Origin of the sequence: Streptomyces sp. V4I23 (genome assembly GCF_030817975.1) — a bacterium.
Lineage (GTDB): Bacteria > Actinomycetota > Actinomycetes > Streptomycetales > Streptomycetaceae > Streptomyces.
The window spans coordinates 4380485-4405017 of sequence record NZ_JAUSZW010000004.1; the positions used below are offsets into that span (position 1 = coordinate 4380485).

The window sequence follows — 24533 nt, forward strand, 5'->3', positions numbered from 1 at the left end:
TCCATGGCTGTGCAGACTGTCGCCACCACCAACGGCTCCGCTGGTTCCACCGGATCCGTCGACCTGGGCCCCGCCTCCGGGCTCTCCTGCCGCGAGTGCGGCGAGCGGTTCGACCTCGGTCCGATCTTCGCGTGCGAGGTCTGTTTCGGGCCGCTCGAAGTCGCGTACGACGTGCCGAGCGGCGACCCCGAGGCCCTGCGCGAGCGGATCGAGTCCGGCCCCGAGAACATCTGGCGCTACGCCCCGCTGCTGCCCGTCCCGGCCGACGTCGCGGACAAGCCGAACCTGAACCCCGGCTGGACCAAGCTCGTCCAGGCCGACAACCTCGCCCGTGAGCTGGGCGTCGAGGCCGGCAAGCTCTTCGTCAAGGACGACTCCGGCAACCCGACGCACTCCTTCAAGGACCGCGTCGTCGCCCAGGCCCTGGAGGCCGCCCGCGCCTTCGGCTACACCACCCTCTCCTGCTCCTCCACCGGCAACCTCGCGGGCGCGGTCGGCGCCGCGGCGGCCCGCGCCGGCCTCCGCTCCTGCGTGTTCATCCCGCACGACCTGGAGCAGGGCAAGGTCGTCATGGCCGCGGTCTACGGCGGTGAACTGGTTGGCATCGAGGGCAACTACGACGACGTCAACCGCTTCTGCTCCGAGCTCATCGGAGACCCCGCCGGCGAGGGCTGGGGCTTCGTGAACGTCAACCTCCGCCCGTACTACGCCGAGGGCTCCAAGACGCTCGCGTACGAGATCTGCGAGCAGCTCGGCTGGCGGCTGCCCGACCAGATCGTCATCCCGATCGCCTCCGGCTCCCAGCTCACCAAGATCGACAAGGGGCTGCAGGAGCTGATCAAGCTGGGTCTGGTCGAGGACAAGCCCTACAAGATCTTCGGCGCCCAGGCCGAGGGCTGCTCCCCGGTGTCCGTAGCCTTCAAGGCGGGCCACGACGTGGTCAAGCCGCAGAAGCCCGACACCATCGCCAAGTCCCTGGCGATCGGCAACCCGGCCGACGGCCCGTACGTCCTGGACATCTGCCGCCGCACCGGCGGCGCGGTCGAGGACGTCACCGACGAGCAGATCGTGGACGCGATCAAGCTGCTGGCCCGCACGGAGGGCATCTTCACGGAGACCGCCGGCGGCACGACCCTCGGTGTGGCGAAGAAGCTGATCGAGGCCGGTGCCATCGACCCGTCCCTGACCACGGTCGTCGTCAACACGGGTGACGGCCTCAAGACCCTCGACGCGGTGGCGCCCACGACGGGTATGACCGCTGTCATCCGACCCAACCTGGACTCTTTCCGAGAGGCTGGCCTCGCATGAGCGTCAACGTCCGTATCCCCACCATCCTCCGCACGTACACGGGCGGGCAGGCCGAGGTTCCCGCCGAGGGCGCGACCCTGGCCGAGGTCATCGCGGACCTGGAGAAGAACCACACGGGCATCGCGGCCCGCGTCCTGGACGACCAGGGCAAGCTGCGCCGCTTCGTCAACGTGTACGTGAACGACGACGACGTCCGCTTCGAGCAGGGCCTGGAGACGGCGACGCCGGACGGTGCGGGCGTCTCGATCATCCCCGCCGTCGCCGGCGGCTGATCTCCTCCGCGTCACCCCGCGTTATCGGTATTGCCCCCTCCGCGAGAGAAGCGGAGGGGGCAATTCTGCATGGTTGAGCGCGGTAGAGTCTGGGAAGCCCCCTCCGCCGGCCGCTCGGCAATGCGTTCCCGCTCCACAAGAATGCGCCAAAGTAAGCGATCGAATTGCGTCGAAAGTGGCACTTTGCCGGGCCCGACTTGCCCCGGAATTCAATGAATTCGCATGGATCGGCCGATCGGTCCTGCCCAGATTTCTCGTCCGATTGACCTGTTGCAGAGGGCAGTTGGGCAGATACATTCAGCCGCGGTCGACGCGTTCCGGCGCACACCCCTCCTGCTGGGGTGAGGTCTGACCCGGGTCCGCGAAGTGCGGTCCTGTGCAAGGGCCAGTAATAGGGGAGTTAGGCATGGCTCAGGGCACCGTCAAGTGGTTCAACGCGGAGAAGGGGTACGGCTTCATCGCGGTCGACGGTGGTGCGGATGTTTTCGTCCACTACAGTGCGATCCAGATGGACGGATACCGCACCCTTGAAGAGGGTCAGCGAGTCGAGTTCGAGATCTCGCAGGGCCAGAAGGGTCCGCAGGCTGACATGGTCAAGCTCGCCGTCTGATCCAACTGATCCAGGCGCGTTCGGCCACCGACGCACTCACGCACGAGGGGTCCGCATCCCGACAGACCGGGACGCGGGCCCCTCGTGCTTCGTCGCGAGGTCCGCCGTGGCCCTCGCCGTGAGGGCCGCCGTGAGAGCCGCCGTGAGGGCCGCCGGGAGAGCCGCCGTGAGAGCCGCCCGCCGTGCGCCGTGAGGGCCGCCCGCCGTGCGCCGTGAGCGTGAGGCGCTTGCACTCTCCGGGGGCGAGTGCTAATCATTGGCGTTAGCACTCTCCCAGTGAGAGTGACAGAACTTGGATCGGGTCGGTGAGGTCCGCAGGCCGGGTGGGGCAAGGAACCACACGGCGCGCAGGCCGTCCGTCGCGGGCGCCGAATGCGATCCGAAGCAATCCACCCCAGTCCGGGAGGACCACTTCACATGGCCAAGATCATCGCGTTCGACGAGGAGGCACGGCGCGGTCTCGAGCGCGGGATGAACCAGCTCGCCGACGCCGTCAAGGTCACCCTTGGCCCCAAGGGTCGCAACGTCGTCCTCGAGAAGAAGTGGGGCGCCCCCACGATCACCAACGATGGTGTGTCCATCGCCAAGGAGATCGAGCTCGAGGACCCGTACGAGAAGATCGGCGCCGAGCTGGTCAAGGAAGTCGCCAAGAAGACGGACGACGTCGCCGGTGACGGTACGACCACCGCGACCGTTCTCGCCCAGGCGCTCGTCCGCGAGGGTCTGCGCAACGTGGCCGCCGGCGCCAACCCGATGGCCCTCAAGCGCGGCATCGAGAAGGCCGTCGAGGCCGTCTCCGGCGCCCTGCTCGAGCAGGCGAAGGATGTCGAGACCAAGGAGCAGATCGCTTCCACGGCCTCCATCTCCGCCGCCGACACCCAGATCGGTGAGCTCATCGCCGAGGCCATGGACAAGGTCGGCAAGGAAGGCGTCATCACCGTCGAGGAGTCCCAGACCTTCGGTCTGGAGCTGGAGCTCACCGAGGGTATGCGCTTCGACAAGGGCTACATCTCGGCGTACTTCGCCACCGACATGGAGCGTATGGAGGCGTCCCTCGACGACCCGTACATCCTGATCGTCAACTCCAAGGTCGGCAACGTGAAGGACCTCCTTCCGCTGCTGGAGAAGGTCATGCAGTCCGGCAAGCCGCTGCTGATCATCGCCGAGGACGTCGAGGGCGAGGCCCTGTCCACGCTCGTCGTGAACAAGATCCGCGGCACCTTCAAGTCCGTCGCCGTCAAGGCCCCGGGCTTCGGCGACCGCCGCAAGGCCATGCTGAACGACATCGCCATCCTCACGGGCGGCACGGTCATCTCCGAGGAGGTCGGCCTCAAGCTCGAGAACGCCGGCCTGGACCTGCTGGGCCGCGCCCGCAAGGTCGTGATCACCAAGGAAGAGACCACGATCGTCGACGGTGCCGGTGACAGCGACCAGGTTGCCGGTCGCGTCAACCAGATCCGCGCCGAGATCGAGAACAGCGACTCGGACTACGACCGTGAGAAGCTCCAGGAGCGCCTCGCGAAGCTGGCCGGCGGCGTGGCCGTCATCAAGGCCGGCGCCGCGACCGAGGTCGAGCTCAAGGAGCGCAAGCACCGCATCGAGGACGCCGTTCGCAACGCGAAGGCGGCCGTCGAGGAGGGCATCGTCGCCGGTGGTGGCGTGGCGCTGATCCAGGCCTCCTCGGTCTTCGAGAAGCTCGAGCTCCAGGGCGACGAGGCGACCGGCGCCAACGCCGTGAAGCTCGCGCTGGAGGCCCCGCTCAAGCAGATCGCCGTCAACGGTGGTCTCGAGGGTGGCGTCATCGTCGAGAAGGTGCGCAACCTGCCCGTCGGCCACGGCCTGAACGCCGCGACCGGTGAGTACGTCGACATGATCGCCGAGGGCATCATCGACCCCGCCAAGGTGACCCGCTCTGCCCTGCAGAACGCGGCCTCCATCGCGGCGCTGTTCCTCACCACCGAGGCCGTCATCGCCGACAAGCCGGAGAAGGCCTCCGCGCCTGCCGGTGGCGGCATGCCGGGCGGTGACATGGACTTCTGATCCTTCGCGGATCGGCAGTTCAGAAGCTGTACGGACCGAGGGCGGCACCCCACTCCCAGGGGTGCCGCCCTCGGGCGTTTCCCGCGGCCGTCCGTCCTCAGCGCTCGTAGTGGTACCGGCAGGCGGCGACGCGGATTTCGTCGTCGACGACCTTGTAGACGAGACGGTGTTCGTCGGTGATGCGGCGCAACCAGTAGCCCTGGAAGCCGTGCTTCAGGGGTTCGGGCTTGCCGATGCCCTCGTTGCCGTTGCGGGCGATGTCCTGGAGCAGGGTGTTGATCCGCTTGAGGACCCTGGGGTCCTGGGCCTGCCACCAGACGTAGTCCGCCCAACTGGACTCGTCCCACACGAACTTCATTCGGCAAGCTCCCGAATCGTGCCGCCGCCGCTCTCCAGGCGGTCGATGGACGCCAGCAGTCGGCGGGCGTTCTCGGGGCTGCGCAGCAGGTAGGCCGTCTCCTTCAGGGACTCGTACTCCGCGAGTGCCACGATCACCACCGGCTCGCGACCCGATCGGGTCACTATGACCTCTTCGCGGTCGTCGACCACCGCGTTGAGCGTCTCGGCGTACTTCGCCCGGGACTCGGTGTAGGTCATGGTGCGCATGGTCGACTCCCTCTGCTGTACAACATCCCGTACGTACAGGAAACTGTACGCAGGGGGTGGGGTGCGGCAAGCGCGGGGGCGCGCCGCCGACTCCCGCTGGCTCCGTTGGTGGGGCAAACCCCCCTGCCAAAACGGCAGTTGGCACCGTGGGGCCGGTCGCCCGCATGCGCGAGGGTCGTTCCATGACGATCACACGGACCTTCCGCCGCCGCCCCGGGCTCACCGTCGCCCTGACCCTGCCCGCCCTCGCGACCGCGCTCGTCGCCGTGCCCCAGCCGGCCGAGGCGACCGGTCGGCCGGACACCGCGATCCAGTGGGGGCCCTGCTCCGGAAAGGGACTCGACCCCCGCCAGGAATGCGGGACGGTCCCGGTGCCGCTCGACCACGCCGACCCGCACGGGCCCCGGATCTCCCTCGCGGTCTCCCGTATCCGCAGCGAGAAGCTGGCCGCCCGGCGCGGCACCCTGCTCCTCGTCCCCGGCGGCCCCGGCAACCCCGGCCTCCACGAGCCCTCCCGGCGCGGCATGCAGCTCCCGCTGTCCGTACGCGACGCCTACGACATCGTGAGCTTCGACCCGCGCGGCGTCGGCCGCTCGGCTCCCGTCAGCTGCGGCCTCGCGCACGACGACCTCGCCATGGAACGCCTGCGCCCCTGGCCCGCGCCCGACGGCTCCGCAGACCGCAACATGGCCACGGCCCGCCGACTGGCCGACGCCTGCGCGGCGAACGGCGGCGACGTCCTACCCACGATCAGCACCCGCAACGAGGCCCGTGACATCGACCGCATCCGGGCGGCGCTCGGCGAGGACAAGCTCTCGGCGTGGGGCGTCTCGTACGGCACCTACGCGGGGGCCGTGTTCGCGCAGATGTTCCCCCACCGCACCGACCGCTGGGTCCTCGACAGCAACGACGACCCCGACGCGAAGCGTGTCGCGCGCGGCTGGCTCGCGAACTACGCGGTCGGCGTCGAGGACTCCTTCCCCAACTTCGCAGCCTGGGCGGCGGACCCGGCGAACGAGTACCGCCTCGCCGAGACCCCCGAGGAGGTCCGGCCGATGGTTCTCGCACTCGCCGCCCGCCTCGACCGAGAGCCGATCCCGTGGCCGGACGCCAACCCCGAGGAGCTGAACGGCAACGTCCTGCGCCAGACGCTCCTGGACAGCCTCTACTCGCCGAAGCGCTTCCCCGTCGTGGCCCGCCTGATCGCCGCCGCGCGCGACGGCCTCCCGCTGCCGCCCCCCCACACCGTGCCGGACGAGGTCATGCAGAACACCGTCGCGGCCTCAGCCGCGACCCTCTGCAACGACGTGGACGCCTGGTCCGGGGACAGCCAGACGTCGTACGAGAAGGACGTGGCCGTGAGCCGCAAGCGCCACCCGCTGACGGCGGGCATGCCGGTCAACGTCATGCCGTGCGCCTTCTGGGACCTCGGGCCCACCGAACCCGCGACCCGCATCACCCCGCACGGTCCGTCCAACGTCCTCCTCGTCCAGAACGCACGCGACGTGGCCACCCCGCTCGCGGGGGCGAAGAAGATGCGGGCCGCGTTCGGGGACCGGGCCCGGATGGTGGTGGTCGACGCGGTGGGCCACGGGGCCTACGTCGACAACGGCAACGCGTGCGGGGACGCGACGGTGACCCGGTTCCTGCTCACGGGACAGCGGCCGGGGCGGGACGTGTACTGCGCGTCCTGACGCCGCCTGCTAGCCCGCGTAGTCCTTGAGCTTCTCGGTGTCGAGGGTGATGTTCACGGGGTGGGGGAGTTCGGCGGTCTCGCCGTAACCGTAGGTCCGCACGAGGTGGTAGAAGCCCTCTTTGGGCTCGCTGTGGACGACGACGGTGTGGGAGTCGCGGTCGACCAGGAGGTAGACGGGGATCTCTGCCCGCGCGTATCCGTCGCGCTTCTCGACCCGGTCACGTCGTTCGGTGTCGTAGTCGTGCGAGGTGATTTCGGCGGTCATGAGCACGCCCTCGGGGCTCGACCACTCACCGTGTCCGGCGAAGTGCCCGGACGGGACGAGGGTGCCGTCAGGGCGGCAGCGGCCCTTGCGGTAGCCCTCGATCACGAGCCCATGCTCGGGGTAGAGATCAAGGTCCGGGCGGTGCTGCATGCACTGCCGCAGCAGCCACATGAAGATCGATCCGTGGTCACCGTCGGGCACGGGCTTGACCCTCAGCTTTCCGTTGATGAATTCGAGCGTCACCGTCTCGGGGGCATTGCGGGCGAGCTCCTCGAAGTCCTCGACGGACATCTCGGGACTGTCGGCGCTGATGTGGGTCATGGCTTCGCCTCCTCCCCACCATCGTGCCCCGCTTATGGGGTGAGTGAGCTGCAGTGTCATGAAGGTGTCCTTTCGGGTGGGCGGGACGCCGCCGCGCGCGCCTCGGCCGCCAGGGCGCGGACGCGGGAGGGTGGGAGCGTCGGGGGTGGGGCCGACCGCGCTCCTCGGCAGTGGGCGCATGTGCCGGACCGCAGGTCCCCCGCCCCGGCCGGACGCCCGCACTCGCCGCATTCCAGGATGCGTACGGGGCAGGGCTTCGGCGGCGGCGCGGGCGGGAGCTTGTCGACGAGCCGGCGGCGGGCGAGGGCGGCCGGGTGGTGGACCGGGGCCGGGAGTCCGGTCGTGAGCGCGTGCACCACCTGCCGTTCGGTGGCCTCCCGCGCGAACCACTCCTCGACCAGCGGCGCGAGGGCCGTGCAGTCCGCGTGGGACAGCGACATCACCGGGTTCTCCCGTCCGAGGGCCGCGAGCAGGATGTACGCCCGTGAGCGGGTGGGCCGACGTCTGTCGGCCTCCTCGGGAGGCACGTCGCCCTTCGCGTACGCCGCCCACCATGCGTCGTTCCGCGCGGTACGGGACCACCACGTGCGGGTGACCCACTGTGTGCTGCCCGACGCCGACATCACGCATTCCAGGCCGCGCCGTAGATGACCGGCCGCGATGAGGGAGTTGAGCGCCTTGCCGACCGCCCACTGACCGTACGGGGTGTGCTTGGCCAGCGTCTTCACGGAGATGTCGCTGGTGTCCGGCAGCTTGTCGATGTACGCGGCGATGGCGGCTTCGCGGGGCCGCAGATGCGTGAAGTCGTCGGCGGTACGGGGAGGCTGGCCCGGGACCGTCCGTTTGCCGTAGCCGGGGTTGGCGAGGGGATGCGGGGCAGCACTAAAGTGGCCGTCAGCCATGGATCGAGTCCGTTTCGATCTGGTGGTGAGACCCCCGCAGGTGTTCCCGCACCGGGCGGGGGTCGTCGTTTATCGGAACGCTAGAGCGTGATGACGCTGCGTGGCAAGTCGGTCACCGTGCAGGGTGGGAGGGTGGGGTGAGGCCCATCCACCCATTCCTCTCAAGAGCGCTCGACTCTCGTAACTTGAGCTCCGGGAAACGGGGTTATGCCGTCTCGAGGTTTGTGACGAAGGCGGACCAGGCGGCGGCCGGGAAGACCAGGCGCGGGCCGTCCGGGTTCTTGGAGTCGCGGACGGGGACGATGCCGGGGTGGGCTGTGGCGACCTCCACGCAGTTGCCGCCGCTGCCGTCGCTGTAGCTCGACTTGAGCCAGACTGCCGTCGTCAGGTCGTACTCAGGGCTGCTGGTCTTCATGCGTGTAATCCTCCGCCACTGACTCGATCAGGGCCAAGGATGATTCCGGCGACAGTGCGCTGGCCCCGAGCAGATCGTAGGCCAGCTGATGGCGGGTGACCGTGGCCGGACAATCCTCCAACTGGCCAGTGCCCGGGCCCTCCAGATAGGCGAGTGGGGGTGCGTCATGGAAGGTCATCAGCTTGAGAGCGCCGCCCATCGATGCGTGCGCTCCCGCGTCGAAGGTCAGCACTTGCACGATGATGCGATGGCGTCGTGCCAGCCCCGCCACATGTCGCAGGGCCTCAGCCGTCACGGCCTTGTCGCCCACCTTCCGACGTAACACCGCCTCGTCGAGCACCGCCCACAACAACGGTCTTGTGGGATCGGCCAGCAGGCGCGCACGGTCGAGCCTCGCCTCCACCAGGTCATCGATGACCTCCTCCGTCGCCGTCGGCTGGTATGCCCGGAACACCGCCCGTGCGTACGCCTCCGTCTGCAAGAGACCAGGAATCAGCAGCGGCGCGTACTCCCTGATCGTCTCCGCCATCGCCTCCGCCTCCGCCGCCTCCGCGAAGTGGTCGGGATACCGCGACTTGCCGGACACCTCGCAGTTGCGCGCGAAGAAGTCGTCCGTGTCCAACACCTCGTCCAGTTGGACCGCGTGCTCGCGGAGAATGCGGCGCGTGCCCGCCTCCATCTGGCCGATGTACGAGCCGCTCACGAACAGCGGGCGGCCCAACTCGTCCTGCGTGAGGCCGGCTTTCATGCGGGCGTGGCGCAGTTCCGCGCCGAGCAGCGCTCTGGGAGACGTGGACGGGCCGAGATCCTTGGGTCCGGGCATGGTGCAACTCCTGGATCAGCAGGTCGCGTTGTTGGGCCACCGTCTCTTCCCAGGCTAGCGACCCCCGGACACGCTGGGTGAGGAAAGCGAACACTCAGTGGTGGAGGTGCCAGGCATGGGGCAGGTCGTGCGTTCGGCGGAGCGGCTGCGGGCCGCCGAGGAGGTGGTCGCCCAGCTCCGGGACGGGCTCGGCATCGTGTCGGTGACACTGCCGTCGCTGCGGGTCGACCCCGTCTCGCTGGCGAGCGAGATGCCGTATCCGCTGCTGGACCTGGGGCGTTGCAACCTCGACACGGCACTGCGGCTGGCCGCCGTCCTGCAGGGGCTGGAGAAGTGACGGCCGACGTCCCGGAGCTCGGGGAGTACGCCGTCGACATGCGCGACGGGCGGGTGGGCGTGGTGATGGGGTGCGTCGGGACGTACGTGCAGCTGCGCCCGCCGGGCGGAGGCCGGGAGTGGGACTGCCCGCCCGGGGACGTACGGCCTGCCCTGCCCGGGGACGTCCTGCGCGCCCGGGTGCGGGAGCGCAACGCGGCGGGACGGCTGCCGTAGCGGTCAGGAGTTGCGCCAGAGCTGTGCCGTGTCCGAGGGATTGCAGGAGGCCGACTCGAAGCCGATGGAGCTGGGCATCGCCAGGCAGATCTTGTCGGCGACGTTCTGCAGGGTGTGGCCGCTCGGCTTCGTCGCGGTGGTCTGCCATGCCTGGGCTTCGGAGCCGTTGCAGTCCACGATCGCGACCCCCGCGTAGCTCCGGGATTCGATGCAACGGCCGGTGCCCCGGCTGACCAGCCGGAAGGTGGTGCCCGAGATCGGTTCGTACGTCCACCGGTAGTTCATGGTGGTCCCGTTGCCCGACGGCGCGCCGCACACCGAGTTGGAGACGGAAGAGCCCGAGTAGGCGGAGTACGAGTCGGCCAGGCACCGGCCCGTCGCGGCACCCTTGAGGAGGTACGTCCCCGAGGGCGCGGGCTGCGCCGGGGGCTTGGCCCCGGCTGAGGTGCCGGAGTCGCCCGAGCCGCTCGAACCGCCGGAGCCTGAACCGCCGGTGACGGTCGAGCCTCCGGCGGCGCTTCCGGCGCCGGCGTTTCCCGTGCCGTCGTTCCCGCCACCGCCGGGGGCGCCCGGGGAAGCGGGCGACGAGCTCGATCCCGGCTTGGGACCCGGAGGGCGGGACGACGGCGGCGTGGGCTTCGGGGACTGCCCTCCTCCCGCCGACCCGGAGGGCGAGACGACGGCCGTAGGGGTCGAGCCGCCGGGGCCCGCGGCCTCGGAAGAGCCCTCCCAGGGAGCGAGGGCGATGGTGAGGGTCGTGCCCACGACGACCACGACGGGCATCGCGAAGAACAGCACGCGGGTGCGGCGTTCGCGCGGCTTGCGGGGAGTGGTGGCGCTCGCCTCGGGCGCTGCGGGCCCGCTCGCGGGCGCAAGGGGCGCGTGAGCCGGCGACTCCGGCTCGGGCCCGACCGCCGGCGGCGGGTTCGCGGCGAAGGCGGCCCGCTCGGTGATCCGGTCCATGACGTCCGGGGGCCAGGGCGAGGTCGTCGCGGCCGGCACGTGACCTCGGGCGCGGTCGAACAGCTCGGCCGCCGTGGGCCGTTGGGCGGGATCCTTGGCGAGGCACGACTCGACGACGGCCGACAGCCCGGGGTCGGTGTCGGGCAGCCGGCCGAGGTCGGCATCGGTGTGGACGATGCGGTAGAGCAGGCCGGGCCCGGACCCGTCGCCGAACGGCGGACGTCCGTTCGCCGCGTACAGCAGCAGGCTGCCGAGCGCGAACACGTCCGCCGCGGGGGACAACCGGCGGTCGGCCACGGCCTGTTCCGGTGCCATGTACGCCGGTGTGCCGATGACCATGCCCGTCCGCGTCAGCCTGCTCTGGTCGGCCGCCCGCGCCACGCCGAAGTCGATGAGCGTCAGGCCGTCGAGAGTCAGCATGACGTTGGAGGGCTTCAGGTCGCGGTGCACCATGTCGACGGCGTGCACGGCGCGGAGGCCGTCCGCCGCGTCGCGCAGCAGCCGCCAGAGACTGTCGGCCGGCAGCGGGCAGCCGTGCAGGCGCAGCGCCTCGCTCAGGGTGATTCCGGGGATGTACTCCGTGGCGAACCACGGCGGTTGCACGACGCGGTCACTGGCGAGCAGCCGCGCGCTGACCCCGGCGGGCAGCCGCGCCAGGTTGTCGAGCTCGTGCCCGAAGTGGCGCAGGAAGTCGTGGTCCTCGGCGAGGGCGGGCAGCACCTGCTTGACCGCGGCGTACTGCCCCGCCGCCGTACCGAGGTAGACCCGGCCCATGCCGCCCGAGCCGAGGACGCCGAGAAGGGCGAACGAGCCGATCCGCCGCGGATCCGACGGCTCGAGAGGCTTCGCCCCGCTGGCGCTCACATCAGAGTGATCTTCTAATCCCCCGTGCATGGCCGACAGGCTAGCGGAGAGCGGACCGGTCTCCGCATCCTCCTCAGGAGTCGGGACGGGCCGGCCGGCGCCGCCCCAGCGCCACGGCGACGACGAGGTACGGCACGGCCAGCAGCGCGAAGACCACACCGTGCGACGCGCGCGGCGACAGCGCCGCGTAGGCGCCGTAGGCGGCCAGGGAGGCCAGGCTCGTGCCCAGGCCGGTCAGCGAGGTGACCGTCGCGCGGCTCGGCCCGGTGATCGCCGCCTGGAGGCGTACGTCGGCGAGCACGTCCGCCAGTTGGAAGACGAGGAACGCGGCACCGACCAGCACGAAACCGGAGGGCCTGCCCGACAGGGCGCCCGCCGCGAGCGCGCACGCCGCGGCGGCGACCAGCGTGCCGAGCGCACGTGGGGAGAGCCGTTCGCCTGCCGTCACCAGCAGCGAGCCGAGCGTCACGCCGACCCACGCCACCAGCACGAGCAGTGGAACGGTCTCGGTCGCGACCCCCGTGGAGGCGGCGAGCAGCGGCAGGTACTCGTCGAGCGCTCCCCACAGCGAGGTGATCACGACGGCGAGCAGCATCGCGTGCCGGACGGGCCGGCTGCCGCGCACCTCGGACAGGCCGGCCCGCAGCGTCGCCAGGTAGCCGGGCTCCTCCGCGCCCTCGGGGCGGGTGCGGTCCCGGTGCTCGGGCAGCGTCGCGCCGACCGCCGCGCACAGCACGCAGGCGGCGATGCTCACGCCCCACACCAGGGCGTGCCCGCCGACGACGAGGGCGGGGGCGGCGGCCGCGGTGGCGGTGGCCGCCGCGGCCATGCTCACGGCGGCCGCCCTGCCCATGAGCCGGCCGTACCGGTCGGCGGCGCCGAGCCGTTCGAGCTCGTCGTGGACCAGGGCCTCCATCGAGCCCGAGCGCAGGGATCCGCCGACGGCCCAGAGCGTGAAGCCGGCGGCGTACGCGGCGTACGACGGGGTGACGGCCCACAGCGCGAAGCCGGCGGCGGACAGCAGCGGACCGGCGACCATCATGGCCCGGCGCGAGACGGCGTCGGCCCAGACGCCCGACGGGACCTCCACCAGCAGGCCGACGACGCACCAGACGGCGAACAGGGACGAGATCTCGGCGGTGGTCAGGCCGTTCTCGGCGAACAGCAGCGCGTACAGCGGGTAGAGCAGGACGAAGTCCTCGAGGCCCGCGTAGGCGTAGAGCCTGCGCGCGAGGGCGCGGACGCGGGGGTCGGGGGAGCCGGAGGAGACCGGCCGGCCGGACGGGCACGGCGAAGCGGTGAGCATGGTGTGTGGTCCTTCTGCGGAACGGACGGGGACGCCGGGTGCTCACCCGCGCGGCGGCCCGCGACAGCCCGTTCCGGGACCTGCTGCCGTGGATCAATGTCGTCGTCGGCTCATACGGTCGAGGGTACGCCGCTGCGTGTCCGGCGGCTCCCCGTTTTCGCGTCCCGCGGCATCTGCCGTGATGCGGCCGGGAGTTGACTCTTCCCCGGGATCCAGCAAGATCGTCACCCGGCATCACTCACCGCAGGGAGGAATCCGGCGTGACCTTCGGGGGACAGAATCCGTACGGCCCGACGTGGCAGCCGAACGGGGGCCCGCCGCCGCCCACCGTGCCGCCGCCGTATGTGCCGCCGCACCCCTGCGTGCCGCCGCCGTACGTGCCGCCTCCCTCGCCGTACGGACCACCGCCGTACCGGCCGCCCGCCACCACGCTGTGGCAGCGGTTCCGCGAGGACGAGTGGCCGCCGCTGCGGGAGGTGATGAGCCGTCTCCCGGTTCCCGGCTGTGCGTGGGTCGCGATCCTCTTCTGCGTCTGGCCGGTGCTCTTCATGGTGATCTGCTACCCGGTCGCCCGCTCGGCGCGGCGGACGGCCCGCTCGGTCTTCCCCGTGCACAGCCACCGCCGCATCCAGGACCCGGACGCCCTGCGGGTGCAGAAGATCCGCGCCTGGATCGCGCTCGCCGCGTCCTTCGCCATCCTGGTCGCGTACGGCACCGAGGCGGACTGGTCGCAGGCGCAGGACCAGGCGCTCTTCCGGCTCGCGGTCACGCCCTGGCTGCTGCTGCTCACCGCCCCCGTCGTGATCGCCGTCCTGTTCCGCCTCGCGCCCGCCCACGCGCGGGCGGCGATGCGCGCGCGGGTGCGGCCCGCCGTCCGCCTGGCGCTGCGGTACTTCGGCGCCTTCACGGCGGTGCCGATCCTGTTCGCCGGGGTCATGTTCCTCAGCCGGGCCCTGCCCGACGGCGTGCTCAGCACGCTGCTCACCTTCGCGCTGCTCCTGCCCGTCCTGTGGGTGCTGTTCTTCGTCGCCTTCGCTTCGTCGACGGTCGTCCGGGGCGCGTTCGACACCGCCGAGATCCATGCCGCGCTCCCCGCCCTGCTGACGGGCGTGCTGGTGTGGGAGCTCGCGGCGATCAACCTGGTGACGGCCGGCATGCCGCCCGGCCCGCCGCTCGTCCAGATCTGTGCCGTGATCGGCGGCCCGGCGTCGGTGTCGGCGGTGGCGTGGTGGGAGATCGACCGCCTGCGCACCCGGTACGGAGTGACGCTGCGGGGGCAGGGTGCGTGAGGCGCGATGATTTTCGAACGGCCCGGCAGTCTCTTCTGCCGTACCCACCACAGTGAGGAACAGGAGCGAGTCCCGTGCGCATAGTGACAGTTGAGTTCATGAGCCTGGACGGCGTCGTGCAGGCGCCTGGCGGTCAGGGTGAGGACACCGACGGCGGCTTCGCGCACGGAGGTTGGACGCATCCGTTCTTCGACCCGGAGGTCGTGGGCGGCACCTTCGACGACGCGCTGTCCAAGGCCGAGGCGCTGCTGTTCGGGCGCCGCACGTGGCGGACGATGGCCGCGGCGTGGCCCGACCGCGCCGGTGACCCGTTCGCCGACCGGATGAACTCCCTCCCGAAGTACGTCGTCTCGCGCACGCTCGGCGACGACGAGCTGACGTGGGACAACACCACGCGCATCCCCGGCGACGAGGCCGTGGCCCGGATCCGGAAGCTGCGCGAGGCCGACGGCGGCGACCTGCTGGTCATGGGGAGCTCCGAACTGGCGCGCACCCTCCTGGGCGAGGGTCTGGTCGACGAGCTCCGGCTCATGATCATGCCGGTGCTCCTCGGCGGCGGGAAGAAGATCTTCCCCGACGACGGTGCGCTGCGGACGCTGGAACTGGTCTCCACGGTCACCAGCGGTACGGGCGTGAACGTGTGCACCTACCGGCCGGTGGCGAAGGCGTAGTCCGGGCGGGCCCGTTCGAGGGGGAAGGGACCCGGCTTCACGCGCGGGTGAAGCCGCCCGGTTCACTCGCGGGTGAAGGTGCCCAGGCCGTTCGTGTCGAGGCTTTCCACCTTCACCCGCGACGCCTGTCCGTCGTCGCCGACGGTGAACGTGACGCCCGTGCGGCCGACCGCGTTCTCACCCACTGTCTCGAAGCTGAACGTGTCACCGCTGTAGTGGGTGAGCGCGAACCGCAGGGGCTTCCGCCCCAGATGCAGTGACAGCGCGCCGTCGTCGGCGGTGACCGTCAGCGGGCCGTAGTAGTCGTTGCGGTACGTCCCGGTGTACACGTCGTCGGCCCTCGCGTCGGCGGCGCCCGACGGCGGCTTCGTGTAGTCGGTGGGGGAGCGGCCCGCCTGCTCCTCCTTCTCGTAGACCTGGCCGATCAGGGACAGCCAGTCCTGCGTCGGCCCGCCCTGCTGTGCCGTGTCGAAGAAGTTGAAGGCGACGGAGTCGGCGAGACCCACCGGGCTGCCGTTGGTGAGGACGACGATGCCGAGCTGCTCGGCAGGCAGCATCGTCACGCTGGTGTTCGCGCCGAGCCCGAACGCGCCCGAGTGGCTCAGGCGCAGACGGCCCTGGTCGTCGTAACTGACGTTCCAGCCGAGGCCGTAGAAGCCGGCCCGGTCCGTCGGGGGCGCGGGCGGCTGGGAGACGATCTCCGGAAGGTGGGTGCGCTGCAACTGCTCGGCGGGGACGATCTGCTCGCCCGCGAGCTTGCCGTTCGCGAGTTGCAGGCGGAGCCACCGCGTCATGTCACGGGCCGTGGAACTGACCCCGCCGGCCGGGGACTGGGCGTCGGCGTCGCGGACGAACTTCGCCTCCCAGTGGCCCTGCGCGTTCTCGACGTGGGTGACCGCCTTGTTCGCGGCCTTCTCGTAGTCGGCGAAGGACGAACTGGTCGCCGTCATGCGGGCCGGCCGGTACAGCGAGTCCTCGGCCAGCTTCTCCCACGTCGTGTCCTTCGCGTCGGCGACCGCCTCGGCCGCCGCGGTGAAACCGAAATTGGTGTACGCGTAGCTCGCGCGGAATGGCGACAGAGGTTCGAACCGCAGGTGGCCGAGGATGTACTGCTGGTCGTAGCCGAGGTCTTCGAGCAGGTCACCCGCGTGGTCGGGCAGCCCGCTGCGGTGGGACATCAGATCGGCGACCGTCACGTGCCGCGTCACCCACGCGTCCTTGAGCGCGAAGTCGGGCAGATGCCGGGTCACGGGGGTGCCCCAGTCAAGGGCCTTGTCGCCCACCGCGTCGGCGACGACGGTCGAGGCGACCGGCTTCGACAGGCTGGCGAGCTGGAACACCGTGTCCGGGGACACGGCGCCCGCCTTGCCGACCTCACGCTCGCCGAAACCCTTCAGGTACACGACCTTGTCCTTGTGGACGACGGCGACGGCGACACCCGGTACGCCGGTCTTCTCCATGCCCGCCCGGATCTGCCCGCCGAGCTTCGCGACGGCGTCGGCCACCTGCTTGTCCGTGATCATCGGGGCGACGGCCCGGGGGGCGGCAGCGGAGCGGGGCGGCGGGCCGGCCGCGGCCGTCGTCGCCGTCGTGGCGTACGTCGCCGCCAGGACAGAGGCCAGACCTGCCGCGACGTACACGCGTGGCCTGCCCCTGCGGTGCCTTCCGTACCGTCGGACACCCATGCGTTCCATTCAACGCCCGGCGGCTGCCTCTGTCGCGCGGGGCGGTTCCGGGTACGCCGTGAGGGGAGGGCGCTGGTCCGGGCGGCGGGCCCACAGCAGCGCGCCCGCGCACAGGACCGCGCCGCCCAGGAGCCACGCGGGCGGGCCGGCCGGCAGGGCGCCCGCGACCACACCCGCCAGCGCGCCGACCGACTGGAGCGCGAGGGACCGCACGGACAGGGCCGTGGCGCGGACTGCGCTGTCGACGCGGTGGTGCAGCAGGTCGTTCTCGTTGGGTCCCGCCGAGCCGAGGCCCAGGTAGATCAGGCCGTAGCCGAGGGCGGCGAGCGCGAGGGCCACCGGTCCGTCCGACGCGGCGGTCGCGCCGAGCAGGATCAGACCGGCGGCGCTCAGCCCGATGCTCGCGAGCACCGCGTGTTCGCCGCTGCCCGTCACCCGGGCCGCAAGGGGCGCGAAGTGGCTGCCGATCGCGGTGCAGACGAACCCCGCGCAGGCCAGGGCCGCGAACAGCACGGCACCGGACTCGGGCGCGCCCGTCAGGCCGGCGGCGCGGCCCGGGGTGAGCAGTTCGACGGTGGCCAGGCCGGCACCGGCCGCGCCCGCCGTCATCAGGAGACGCCGGACCAGGGCGTCCCCCGCCCCCAGACGCAGTCCGCCGAGCACGGTGGCGGGTACGCCGCGGAGCACGGCGCGCAGCGTGGTGCGGGGCCGGGGCGGCTCGGGGAGGGCGAGCAGCACGTACGCGACGTAGCCGGCGCCGAGGGCCGCGCCGAGCAGGGCCGGGGCGGAGAGCGGCAGCAGCACGCCGCCGGTGGCCGCGCCGAGGTCGGGGCCGAGGCGGAGGAGGAGCGGCAGCCCGCCGCCGACGAGGGTTCCGGCGGCCAGCGCGGCGGCGGAGGCGGTGCCCGCGCGGGCGAGCCCGGTGCGCAGTTCGGCGCCCGGACCGGAGTGGGCCTGGACCGTGTCGACGTACCACGCCTCCGCGGGGCCGCTGGACAGGGCGCGGCCCGAGCCCATCAGGAGCATGGCGACGGCGAGCGTCCAGACGGTGGTGCCGAGCGCGAGCACGGTGAGGGCGGCGGCGTTGAGCAGCCCGGCGGTGGCGAGGACGGGCCGGCGGCCGACGACGTCGGCGAGGCCGCCGGTGGGCAGCTCCATGACGGAGACGGTGACCGAGTGGACGGCGAAGAGCGCGGCGACGACGGCGAGGCTCATGCCGCGCTCGGTCATCAGCAGGACCTGGGAGGGGATGTAGAGGCCGACCGGGAGCCAGAAGAGCCCGGTGGCGGCGACGAAGCGACGGCGTGCGGAACGGGGGTCGAGAACCGTCACGGGTGCTCCTCCCCGGCGAGGGGCAGGGCCCGCCGGCGCCGCTCCCGGCCGTTGCGGCTGCCGGCCTCGTCGATGAAGGCCTGCTGGGCGAGGACGCGCAGGTGGTAGCTGGTCGACGCGGACGACTCGCCGGTGCGCAGGGCGAGTTCGCCGGCGGCGGCGGGGTCGTCCTGCCGCAGCATCCCGGGCAGCCGGATGGGCAGCGGGTGCGTGAGCACCTTGAGGGCGGGGCCGTCCTGCCGGGGGTCGAGGACGCGGCGGCGGAGCGGTATGTCGTCGGGCACGGGGTGAGAGTAGTTCGCTACGCGAGCCCGGTTGCGGGGCTCTGCCCCGGACCCCGCTCCTCAAGCGCCGGAGGGGCTGCGATGGGCGCGGACCGGTCCGCCAGCGCCGCGCGCAGGTGGCCGTTCGAGCGGGTCAGCAAGGCGGACGCCGTGCCCGCGTCGACTCCCCCCAGAATCACCAGGATCGCGTTCTTCACCTCTCCTCCCGTCGCCTCGAGCGCCGCCTCGATCTCCTCGTCCGCCGCCCCCGTCGCCAGCGACACGATCCGCCGGGACCTCGCCCGCAGCTTGTCGTTCGACGCGCGCACGTCCCACCATCAGGTTTCCGTACGTCTTGCCGAGGCGGATCATCGTGATCGTCGAGATCATGTTGAGGACCAGCTTCTGCGCCGTGCCCGCCTTCAACCGCGTCGAGCCCGTGAGCAGTTCGGGACCGACCACGACCTCGACGGCGTGGTCCGCCGCCGCGCCCAGCGCGCTCGCCGCGTTGCAGGACAGGCCGATCGTCAGCGCGCCCAGCGATCGCGCGTGCTCCACCGCGCCGATCGCGTACGGCGTGCGGCCCGACGCGGAGATGCCGACCACCGTGTCGTCCTCGGTCACCTTCAGCGCGTCCAGGTCCGCCGCCGCCAGCTCCTTGCTGTCCTCCGCACCCTCGACCGCCGTGAACATCGCCGTCGGGCCGCCCGCGATCAGGCCCGTGACCTCCGACGGGTCCGTGTTGAACGTCGGCGGGCACTCGCTGGCGTCCAGGACACCGAGGCGACCCGCCGTGCCCGCCCCCGCGTAGATCAGCCGGCCGCCTCGGGACATGCGCTCGGCCGTGGCGTCGATCGCGGCGGCGATGACGGGCAGTTGGGCGGCGACGGCGGCGGGGACGGTCTCGTCCTCGCCGTTCATGAGGCGCGCGATCTCCAGCGTCGGCAGCCGGTCGATGTCGGAGAGCTCGGGACGGAACGCCTCCGTCGTGAGCGTGGCGAGCTGGGCGCGGAGTTCACCGTAGGTGGGGGTCATGAGGAGCGGCTCTGCTTTCTCGGGACGTACGGCGTGTGGGGGGTCAGCGGGTGCGCGGGCTGTGGCGGTGCGCGAGAGCCTCGTACGACGCGGCGAGGGCAGGCGCCGCCGACTCGTACGTGCGCTGTGCCACGCCGATGAACAGGCAGTCGACGACCAGTAGTTGGCTGGTGCGGGAGGACATCGCGGCCGGGCGCAGTTCGCTCTCGCGCGCGGTGGAGGTCGTGAGGATGTGGTCGGCGTACTGCGACACGGGGCCGTCCGGGCGGCCGGTGATCGCGATCGTCGTGGCGCCCCGGTCGAACGCCACCCGCAGCGGCTCGATCACGTCCCCCGTCGAGCCGGAGTGCGTGATGGCGACGGCGACGTCGCCGGAGCGCAGCTGCACGGCGTTGGTCACCGCGAGGTGCGGGTCGCTGTGCGCGTGCGCGATCAGGCCGATGCGCAGCAGCTTCTGGGCGAGGTCCATGCCGACGAGGGAGGAGGCGCCGACGCCGTAGATGTCGATGCGGCGGGCCGTGGCCGCGGCGGCCACGGCCGCGCCGAGCTGCACGGTGTCGAGGCCGGCGGCGGTGTCGGCGAGCGTCTGCTGCTCGTCGTACGCGAGCTTGGCGACGACGTCCCCGATCGGGTCGTCGACGGCGATGTCGGTGGTGAGGGCGGGCGCGCGGCCCGACTCCTGGTGGGCGGCGAGACCGGCGAGCGCGAGGCGCAGATCGCGGTAGCCGGGGTAGCCGAGGAGGCGGGCGGTGCGGACGACGGTCGCCTCGCTGGTGCCCGTGAGCTCGGCGAGTCCGGTGACCGTGAGGGCGGCGCAGCCTGCCGGATCGTCGGCGACGGCTTCGGCGACCCGCTGCATGGAGCGGGTCATGGACGGCGAGAGCGTGCGCACCTTCGCCGCGAGGGCGGCGGGAGGGGGAACCTCCCGTGTGCCGGGAGCGGCGGGGAAGGGTGCCTCACCGCTGAAAATTTCCTTCACTGGATTGGTCACATCTGAAAGATATTTTCGTATTTCGGGTGCCGTCAAGACCCGGAGACAATGGGGACATGGATCGGACGAACCCACTGGAACAGGCACTGCACGCCGCCCGCGCGCTGGTGCTCGCCGACCTCGCCGCCCGCGACGTGGCCGACGCCGGTGTCGTGTCGCTGGTCGAGGAGGCGGTGTCGCACCGCCGGTGGTGGGCCGAGCAGTGGCCCGAGGGCGTCGCGTACGTCGCGGGGCTCGTCGCCCAGGACGTCCAGGACGCTCTGCTGGAACGGCACGGCCGCTGGCCGCTGTGCCCTGTCTGCGACGCGGGCGACCCGCACGCGCTGGAGATCGAGCCCGAACTGGGGGCGGACCCGCACTGGGTGTGCGGCAAGGCCGGGGTCGTGGTGGCGCCGGTGGGCGGCCTGCGGTGACGGTCTACATCGACCCGCCGAGCTGGCCGGGCCACGGCCGCATGTGGTCGCACATGGTCAGCGACGTGTCCTTCGACGAACTGCACGCGTTCGCCGAGTCGATCGGCTGCCCGCGCCGCGCGTTCGAACGCGACCACTACGACGTGCCCTCGCACCGGTACGCGGACGCGGTGGCGGCGGGGGCGGTCGAGATCGGTTCCAAGGAGCTCGTACGCCGCCTGACCGACGCGGGCCTGCGCAGGCCCAAGAACCGCCCGTCCGCCTAGGGCCTGTCGTCAGGCGTGCTCGGTCAGGGCCGCCGCGCCCCGCGGGTCCGCGGCCGAGCCCGTCACCAGACGGGACCTGCTGTGCAGCCGCAGCGACACGGCGACGAGCGCGATCGCCACGACGGTCATCGCCGCGCCCGCCCACGCCGTCGACGCGAAGCCGAGGTCCGCGTCGATGACCGTGCCGCCGAGCCACGGGCCGCCCGCGTTGCCCCTCACGACGCGGCCAGCAGTTCCAGCTCCACCGTGAGGTTGTGGCGGGCGGGCTCCTCCCACTCGCGCGCGCCGTACGGGGTGTGGAACAGGCGCGGCAGCCGCAGCAACTGGCGCAGCACCGCCGCCCGCCCGTCGCGGAACGCCTCCTCGGGGACGAACGCGTACTCCTCGCGCACCGCCGCCGCATAGGCCGCGTACGCCTCCGGGGCCGCGGCCAGGATCGCCAGATCGGCGTCGCACAGGACCTGGCCGTTGCGGTCGTCGCCGGCCGGGTCGTGCGTGACGGTGAGGCGGACGAGCCGGGCGACCTCGGCGGTGGCACCGGCGCTCACCCCTGCCTCGGGAAGGGCACGCTCGGCGAGCCGGGCGGAGCGCTCCTCGTTCTCGGAACGGTCCGGCAGGTACACCGCGTCGTGGAACCAGGCCGCGAGACGCACGAGGTCGGGGTCGGCGGCGTGGGAGGCCAGGGTGTCGACATGGTCCAGCACCGCGATGAGATGCGCCGTGGTGTGGTAGCGCCGCTGCGGTTCGGCCCAGCGGCCGAGGAGGTTGTCGGCGTAGGGCACGGGATCGGGCCCGTCCGCCCCTTTGCGGACGGCGATGAGGGCCTGGGTCCAGCGGGCACGGAGATCGGCGGCGGCGTCGCTCATGTGCCGACTCTAGAGTGGCTCCCGCGCGGAGCGGCACGGGCGGGGCCCCGACCCGGCTGACGTACGGACGCCCATGCGGTTGGCTGGGCGGCATGGAATGCGTACGAGACGCCGAACTGCCCGGGCTTCTGCTGCGCACCGAGCGCGACGCCCTGACCAGGGCCCGGAAGACGGTGCCGCTGCTGGCCCTGCTCGACGGGCGCGACGAGCCCCTCGTCCTCGGCGCCGACAGCCCGCAGCCCGCCCGCTACACCGGCGACGCGGCCACCCTGATCAGGCTGTACGCAGGGAGGCCGCTCACCGGGACGCGGTACGGACTGACGGGTGCGACGGAGCGGGAGCTCCTCATCTTCGACTGAGGGGGAGGGGCTTCACCCGGCCGCCTTGAAGCTGCGGAGTCGGAGGGAGTTGCCGACGACGAACACGGAGGAGAAGGCCATCGCGGCTCCGGCGATCATCGGGTTGAGGAGGCCGGCGGCGGCGAGGGGGAGGGCCGCGACGTTGTAGGCGAAGGCCCAGAACAGGTTGGACTTGATGGTCCCGAGCGTCTTGCGGGAGAGACGGATGGCGTCGGCGGCGGCGTTGAGGTCGCCCCGTACGAGGGTGAGGTCGCCGGCCTCGATGGCGGCGTCGGTGCCGGTGCCCATGGCGAGTCCGAGGTCGGCCTGGGCGAGTGCGGCGGCGTCGTTGACGCCGTCGCCGACCATGGCGACGCTGCGGCCCTCGGCCTGGAGGCGCTTGACGACGTTCACCTTGTCCTCGGGCATGACCTCGGCGACGACCTCGTCGATGCCGACCTCCTTCGCCACGGTCTCGGCGACGGCCTTGTTGTCGCCGGTGAGCAGGATCGGGGTGAGGCCGAGGGCGCGCAGCCGCCGGATGGCTTCGGCGCTGGTGTCCTTGACGGCGTCGGCGACCTCCAGGACGGCGCGGGCCTCGCCGTCCCAGGCGACCGCGATCGCCGTGCGGCCGGCGGCCTCGGCCTCGTGCTGGGCGCGGGCCAGGTCGGCGGGCAGTTCCATGGCCCACTCGGCGAGGAGCTTGGTCCGGCCGACGAGGACGGCGTGGCCGTCGACGATGCCCTGGACTCCGAGGCCGGGGATGTTGGCGAAGTCCTCGGGGGTGGGCAGGGGGCCGACCTGGTCCAACGCCCCGGTCGCGACGGCCTGGGCGATGGGGTGCTCGGAGGCGTGTTCCAACGCGCCCGCCAGCCGCAGGACTTCGGTCTCGGTGGTGGTGCCGGCGGTGTGGACGGTGAGCAGGGTCATCCTGCCGGTGGTGACGGTGCCGGTCTTGTCGAGGACGATGGTGTCCACCTTGCGGGTGGTCTCCAGCACCTCGGGTCCCTTGATCAGGATGCCCAGCTGGGCGCCGCGGCCGGTGCCGACCATGAGCGCGGTCGGCGTGGCCAGGCCCAGGGCGCAGGGGCAGGCGATGATCAGGACGGCGACGGCGGCGGTGAAGGCGGCGGTCCAGCCCGCGCCGTTGCCGAGCCAGAAGCCGAGTGTCGCGAGGGCGAGGCCGATGACGACGGGGACGAAGACGGCGGAGATCCTGTCGGCGAGCCGCTGGGCGGCGGCCTTGCCGTTCTGCGCGTCCTCCACCAGCTTGGCCATGCGGGCGAGCTGGGTGTCGGCGCCGACGCGGGTGGCCTCGACGACCAGGCGGCCGCCGGCGTTCAGGGTCGCGCCGGTGACGCCGTCGCCGACGGTGACCTCCACGGGAACGGACTCGCCGGTGAGCATAGAGGCGTCGACGGCGGAGGCGCCCTCGACGACGGTGCCGTCGGTGGCGATCTTCTCCCCGGGACGCACCAGGAACCGGTCCCCCACCTGGAGTCCGGCCGTGGGGATCGTCTCCTCCCGGCCGCCGCGCAGGACCGTGACCTCCTTGGCGCCCAGTTCCAGCAGCGCCTTGAGGGCGGCCCCCGCCTTGCGCTTGGAGCGGGCCTCGAAGTACCGCCCGGCCAGGATGAACGCGGTGACCCCGGCGGCCGCCTCCAGGTAGATGTTCCCGGCGCCGTCGCTGCGGCCGATCGTCAGCTCGAAGGGGTGCGTCATGCCGGGCGTGCCGGCGGTCCCGAAGAACAGGGCCCACAGCGACCACAGGAACGCTGCCGAGGTGCCGACCGAGATCAGGGTGTCCATGGTGGCCGCGCCGTGGCGGGCGTTGGTGAACGCGGCGCGGTGGAAGGGCCAGGCGGCGTAGGTGACGACCGGGGCGGCGAGGGTGAGGCTGAGCCACTGCCAGTACTCGATCTGCAGGGCCGGGACCATCGCCATCGCGATGACGGGCACGGAGAGCACCACGGCCGTGATCAGGCGCTGGCGCAGGGGTGCCAGTGCGTCGCTCTCCGGTGCTTCACCACTCTCCTCGGGAGTGACCCGGGGCGGGGCGGGCTCGTGGGCGGTGTAGCCGGTGGCCTCGACGGTCACGATCAGGTCCGCGACCTCGGTGCCGTCGGCGAAGGTGACCTTCGCCTTCTCGGTCGCGTAGTTCACGGTCGCCTCGACGCCGTCCATGCGGTTCAGCTTCTTCTCGATACGCGCCGCGCACGAGGCGCAGGTCATCCCGCCGATGGCGAGTTCGACCTCGCGTGCTGCGGTGGTGGCCGGGTGGGCGGCTGCGGTCGGCATTCCTGCTCCTCATCGACGGGGTGATACCCCAGGGGGGTATCTTCGGCTCACCTCTTGTATACCCCCTGCCCGTAAGAGGCGCAAGGGGTGAGGGTCGGCGTGACCGGGGAACCCGGGTGCCGGAGTGCGGTGTGCGGCTGCCG

26 protein-coding genes and 2 pseudogenes are annotated in these 24533 nt (G+C 71.8%); 12 read left to right on the forward strand and 16 right to left on the reverse strand.

What is annotated here, in order from left to right:
* Window positions 1–3 precede the first annotated feature (3 nt).
* The 4 genes from thrC to groL all read left to right on the forward strand — a co-directional run bounded on the left by thrC (window position 4) and on the right by groL (window position 4230).
* Window positions 4–1308, forward strand: coding sequence for a threonine synthase (gene thrC, locus QFZ82_RS22235; protein ID WP_307714817.1), 1305 nt, complete (start codon window positions 4–6; stop codon window positions 1306–1308).
* Window positions 1305–1580 carry a MoaD/ThiS family protein gene (locus QFZ82_RS22240; protein ID WP_018847107.1) on the forward strand — a complete coding sequence of 92 codons (276 nt, stop codon included), beginning with the start codon at window positions 1305–1307 and terminating at the stop codon, window positions 1578–1580. Before thrC ends, QFZ82_RS22240 begins: the two co-directional genes overlap by 4 nt.
* A gap of 406 nt (window positions 1581–1986) precedes the next feature.
* Window positions 1987–2190: a cold-shock protein gene (locus tag QFZ82_RS22245; RefSeq protein WP_005315736.1), complete on the forward strand. Its 204-nt coding sequence runs from the start codon at window positions 1987–1989 to the stop codon at window positions 2188–2190.
* A gap of 417 nt (window positions 2191–2607) precedes the next feature.
* Window positions 2608–4230: a chaperonin GroEL gene (gene groL / locus QFZ82_RS22250; protein WP_307714818.1), complete on the forward strand. Its 1623-nt coding sequence runs from the start codon at window positions 2608–2610 to the stop codon at window positions 4228–4230.
* A 97-nt stretch (window positions 4231–4327) separates the two neighbouring features.
* On the opposite strand, the gene QFZ82_RS22255 is transcribed toward groL, so the two are convergent.
* Together QFZ82_RS22255 and QFZ82_RS22260 are read right to left on the reverse strand one after the other, a co-directional pair.
* On the reverse strand, window positions 4328–4588 hold the full coding sequence (locus tag QFZ82_RS22255; RefSeq protein WP_307714819.1) for a Txe/YoeB family addiction module toxin: 261 nt from the start codon (window positions 4586–4588) through the stop codon (window positions 4328–4330).
* Entirely contained in the window at window positions 4585–4836 is a 252-nt protein-coding gene (locus QFZ82_RS22260) for a type II toxin-antitoxin system Phd/YefM family antitoxin (RefSeq protein WP_307714820.1), read from the reverse strand. Before QFZ82_RS22260 ends, QFZ82_RS22255 begins: the two co-directional genes overlap by 4 nt.
* Before the next feature lie 182 nt (window positions 4837–5018).
* On the opposite strand from QFZ82_RS22260, the gene QFZ82_RS22265 reads away from it, so the two are divergent.
* Entirely contained in the window at window positions 5019–6530 is a 1512-nt protein-coding gene (locus tag QFZ82_RS22265; protein WP_307714821.1) for an alpha/beta hydrolase, read from the forward strand.
* A 9-nt stretch (window positions 6531–6539) separates the two neighbouring features.
* Here the strand turns inward: QFZ82_RS22265 and QFZ82_RS22270 are convergent, their stop codons facing one another.
* The 4 genes from QFZ82_RS22270 to QFZ82_RS22285 form a co-directional block, all read right to left on the reverse strand.
* Window positions 6540–7118, reverse strand: a complete 579-nt coding sequence (locus tag QFZ82_RS22270; RefSeq protein WP_307714822.1) for a Uma2 family endonuclease — start codon at window positions 7116–7118, stop codon at window positions 6540–6542.
* Window positions 7119–7174: 56 nt separating this feature from the next.
* Window positions 7175–8020, reverse strand: coding sequence for a hypothetical protein (locus QFZ82_RS22275; protein ID WP_307714823.1), 846 nt, complete (start codon window positions 8018–8020; stop codon window positions 7175–7177).
* A 205-nt stretch (window positions 8021–8225) separates the two neighbouring features.
* A complete protein-coding gene (locus tag QFZ82_RS22280) occupies window positions 8226–8435 on the reverse strand; it encodes a DUF397 domain-containing protein (protein WP_307714824.1) in 210 nt (69 codons plus the stop codon).
* Window positions 8416–9258 carry a helix-turn-helix transcriptional regulator gene (locus QFZ82_RS22285; RefSeq protein WP_307714825.1) on the reverse strand — a complete coding sequence of 281 codons (843 nt, stop codon included), beginning with the start codon at window positions 9256–9258 and terminating at the stop codon, window positions 8416–8418. The genes QFZ82_RS22280 and QFZ82_RS22285 overlap by 20 nt, the downstream gene beginning before the upstream one ends.
* Window positions 9259–9373: 115 nt before the next feature.
* Here QFZ82_RS22285 and QFZ82_RS22290 point away from each other — a divergent pair, with 115 nt between their 5' ends.
* A complete protein-coding gene (locus QFZ82_RS22290; RefSeq protein WP_307714826.1) occupies window positions 9374–9595 on the forward strand; it encodes a hypothetical protein in 222 nt (73 codons plus the stop codon).
* Window positions 9592–9810: a hypothetical protein gene (locus QFZ82_RS22295; protein ID WP_307717991.1), complete on the forward strand. Its 219-nt coding sequence runs from the start codon at window positions 9592–9594 to the stop codon at window positions 9808–9810. The genes QFZ82_RS22290 and QFZ82_RS22295 overlap by 4 nt, the downstream gene beginning before the upstream one ends.
* Before the next feature lie 3 nt (window positions 9811–9813).
* Here the strand turns inward: QFZ82_RS22295 and QFZ82_RS22300 are convergent, their stop codons facing one another.
* Both QFZ82_RS22300 and QFZ82_RS22305 read right to left on the reverse strand, forming a co-directional pair.
* Window positions 9814–11637, reverse strand: coding sequence for a serine/threonine-protein kinase (locus QFZ82_RS22300; RefSeq protein ID WP_307714827.1), 1824 nt, complete (start codon window positions 11635–11637; stop codon window positions 9814–9816).
* A gap of 73 nt (window positions 11638–11710) precedes the next feature.
* Window positions 11711–12943 (reverse strand): MFS transporter, encoded by a 1233-nt coding sequence (locus tag QFZ82_RS22305; protein ID WP_307714828.1) that lies wholly within the window; start codon window positions 12941–12943, stop codon window positions 11711–11713.
* Window positions 12944–13203: 260 nt separating this feature from the next.
* Here QFZ82_RS22305 and QFZ82_RS22310 point away from each other — a divergent pair, with 260 nt between their 5' ends.
* A complete protein-coding gene (locus QFZ82_RS22310) occupies window positions 13204–14232 on the forward strand; it encodes a hypothetical protein (RefSeq protein WP_307714829.1) in 1029 nt (342 codons plus the stop codon).
* Between the two features lie 74 nt (window positions 14233–14306).
* Window positions 14307–14903: a dihydrofolate reductase family protein gene (locus QFZ82_RS22315; protein WP_307714830.1), complete on the forward strand. Its 597-nt coding sequence runs from the start codon at window positions 14307–14309 to the stop codon at window positions 14901–14903.
* Between the two features lie 62 nt (window positions 14904–14965).
* On the opposite strand, the gene QFZ82_RS22320 is transcribed toward QFZ82_RS22315, so the two are convergent.
* The 5 genes and pseudogenes from QFZ82_RS22320 to QFZ82_RS22340 form a co-directional block, all read right to left on the reverse strand.
* Window positions 14966–16588 (reverse strand): serine hydrolase, encoded by a 1623-nt coding sequence (locus tag QFZ82_RS22320; protein ID WP_307714831.1) that lies wholly within the window; start codon window positions 16586–16588, stop codon window positions 14966–14968.
* 9 nt (window positions 16589–16597) lie between these two features.
* Entirely contained in the window at window positions 16598–17920 is a 1323-nt protein-coding gene (locus tag QFZ82_RS22325) for an MFS transporter (protein WP_307714832.1), read from the reverse strand.
* A 23-nt stretch (window positions 17921–17943) separates the two neighbouring features.
* A pseudogene (locus QFZ82_RS22330) lies at window positions 17944–18204 on the reverse strand (winged helix-turn-helix domain-containing protein); the annotation flags it as partial.
* Between the two features lie 17 nt (window positions 18205–18221).
* Window positions 18222–19218: pseudogene (gene murQ, locus QFZ82_RS22335) on the reverse strand (N-acetylmuramic acid 6-phosphate etherase).
* Window positions 19219–19261: 43 nt separating this feature from the next.
* Window positions 19262–20209 (reverse strand): MurR/RpiR family transcriptional regulator, encoded by a 948-nt coding sequence (locus tag QFZ82_RS22340; protein ID WP_307714833.1) that lies wholly within the window; start codon window positions 20207–20209, stop codon window positions 19262–19264.
* 56 nt (window positions 20210–20265) lie between these two features.
* On the opposite strand from QFZ82_RS22340, the gene QFZ82_RS22345 reads away from it, so the two are divergent.
* Window positions 20266–20622: a hypothetical protein gene (locus tag QFZ82_RS22345; RefSeq protein ID WP_307714834.1), complete on the forward strand. Its 357-nt coding sequence runs from the start codon at window positions 20266–20268 to the stop codon at window positions 20620–20622.
* On the forward strand, window positions 20619–20888 hold the full coding sequence (locus QFZ82_RS22350) for a DUF4031 domain-containing protein (RefSeq protein WP_177150310.1): 270 nt from the start codon (window positions 20619–20621) through the stop codon (window positions 20886–20888). Before QFZ82_RS22345 ends, QFZ82_RS22350 begins: the two co-directional genes overlap by 4 nt.
* 9 nt (window positions 20889–20897) lie before the next feature.
* Here QFZ82_RS22350 and QFZ82_RS22355 read toward each other — a convergent pair whose 3' ends face one another.
* Both QFZ82_RS22355 and QFZ82_RS22360 read right to left on the reverse strand, forming a co-directional pair.
* On the reverse strand, window positions 20898–21107 hold the full coding sequence (locus tag QFZ82_RS22355) for a hypothetical protein (RefSeq protein WP_373429311.1): 210 nt from the start codon (window positions 21105–21107) through the stop codon (window positions 20898–20900).
* Window positions 21104–21754, reverse strand: coding sequence for a hypothetical protein (locus QFZ82_RS22360; RefSeq protein ID WP_307714835.1), 651 nt, complete (start codon window positions 21752–21754; stop codon window positions 21104–21106). Before QFZ82_RS22360 ends, QFZ82_RS22355 begins: the two co-directional genes overlap by 4 nt.
* Before the next feature lie 92 nt (window positions 21755–21846).
* Here QFZ82_RS22360 and QFZ82_RS22365 point away from each other — a divergent pair, with 92 nt between their 5' ends.
* Window positions 21847–22113: a hypothetical protein gene (locus QFZ82_RS22365; protein ID WP_307714836.1), complete on the forward strand. Its 267-nt coding sequence runs from the start codon at window positions 21847–21849 to the stop codon at window positions 22111–22113.
* Between the two features lie 12 nt (window positions 22114–22125).
* On the opposite strand, the gene QFZ82_RS22370 is transcribed toward QFZ82_RS22365, so the two are convergent.
* On the reverse strand, window positions 22126–24390 hold the full coding sequence (locus QFZ82_RS22370; RefSeq protein ID WP_307714837.1) for a cation-translocating P-type ATPase: 2265 nt from the start codon (window positions 24388–24390) through the stop codon (window positions 22126–22128).
* Window positions 24391–24533 lie beyond the last annotated feature (143 nt).

Coding starts and splice junctions, on each gene's coding strand:
- thrC (WP_307714817.1), top strand. CDS start 4: ATGGCTGTGCAGACTGTCGCCACCACCAACGGCTCCGCTGGTTCCACC.
- QFZ82_RS22240 (WP_018847107.1), top strand. CDS start 1,305: ATGAGCGTCAACGTCCGTATCCCCACCATCCTCCGCACGTACACGGGC.
- QFZ82_RS22245 (WP_005315736.1), top strand. CDS start 1,987: ATGGCTCAGGGCACCGTCAAGTGGTTCAACGCGGAGAAGGGGTACGGC.
- groL (WP_307714818.1), top strand. CDS start 2,608: ATGGCCAAGATCATCGCGTTCGACGAGGAGGCACGGCGCGGTCTCGAG.
- QFZ82_RS22255 (WP_307714819.1), bottom strand. CDS start 4,588: ATGAAGTTCGTGTGGGACGAGTCCAGTTGGGCGGACTACGTCTGGTGG.
- QFZ82_RS22260 (WP_307714820.1), bottom strand. CDS start 4,836: ATGCGCACCATGACCTACACCGAGTCCCGGGCGAAGTACGCCGAGACG.
- QFZ82_RS22265 (WP_307714821.1), top strand. CDS start 5,019: ATGACGATCACACGGACCTTCCGCCGCCGCCCCGGGCTCACCGTCGCC.
- QFZ82_RS22270 (WP_307714822.1), bottom strand. CDS start 7,118: ATGACCCACATCAGCGCCGACAGTCCCGAGATGTCCGTCGAGGACTTC.
- QFZ82_RS22275 (WP_307714823.1), bottom strand. CDS start 8,020: ATGGCTGACGGCCACTTTAGTGCTGCCCCGCATCCCCTCGCCAACCCC.
- QFZ82_RS22280 (WP_307714824.1), bottom strand. CDS start 8,435: ATGAAGACCAGCAGCCCTGAGTACGACCTGACGACGGCAGTCTGGCTC.
- QFZ82_RS22285 (WP_307714825.1), bottom strand. CDS start 9,258: ATGCCCGGACCCAAGGATCTCGGCCCGTCCACGTCTCCCAGAGCGCTG.
- QFZ82_RS22290 (WP_307714826.1), top strand. CDS start 9,374: ATGGGGCAGGTCGTGCGTTCGGCGGAGCGGCTGCGGGCCGCCGAGGAG.
- QFZ82_RS22305 (WP_307714828.1), bottom strand. CDS start 12,943: ATGCTCACCGCTTCGCCGTGCCCGTCCGGCCGGCCGGTCTCCTCCGGC.
- QFZ82_RS22320 (WP_307714831.1), bottom strand. CDS start 16,588: ATGGGTGTCCGACGGTACGGAAGGCACCGCAGGGGCAGGCCACGCGTG.
- QFZ82_RS22345 (WP_307714834.1), top strand. CDS start 20,266: ATGGATCGGACGAACCCACTGGAACAGGCACTGCACGCCGCCCGCGCG.
- QFZ82_RS22360 (WP_307714835.1), bottom strand. CDS start 21,754: ATGAGCGACGCCGCCGCCGATCTCCGTGCCCGCTGGACCCAGGCCCTC.
- QFZ82_RS22365 (WP_307714836.1), top strand. CDS start 21,847: ATGGAATGCGTACGAGACGCCGAACTGCCCGGGCTTCTGCTGCGCACC.
- QFZ82_RS22370 (WP_307714837.1), bottom strand. CDS start 24,390: ATGCCGACCGCAGCCGCCCACCCGGCCACCACCGCAGCACGCGAGGTC.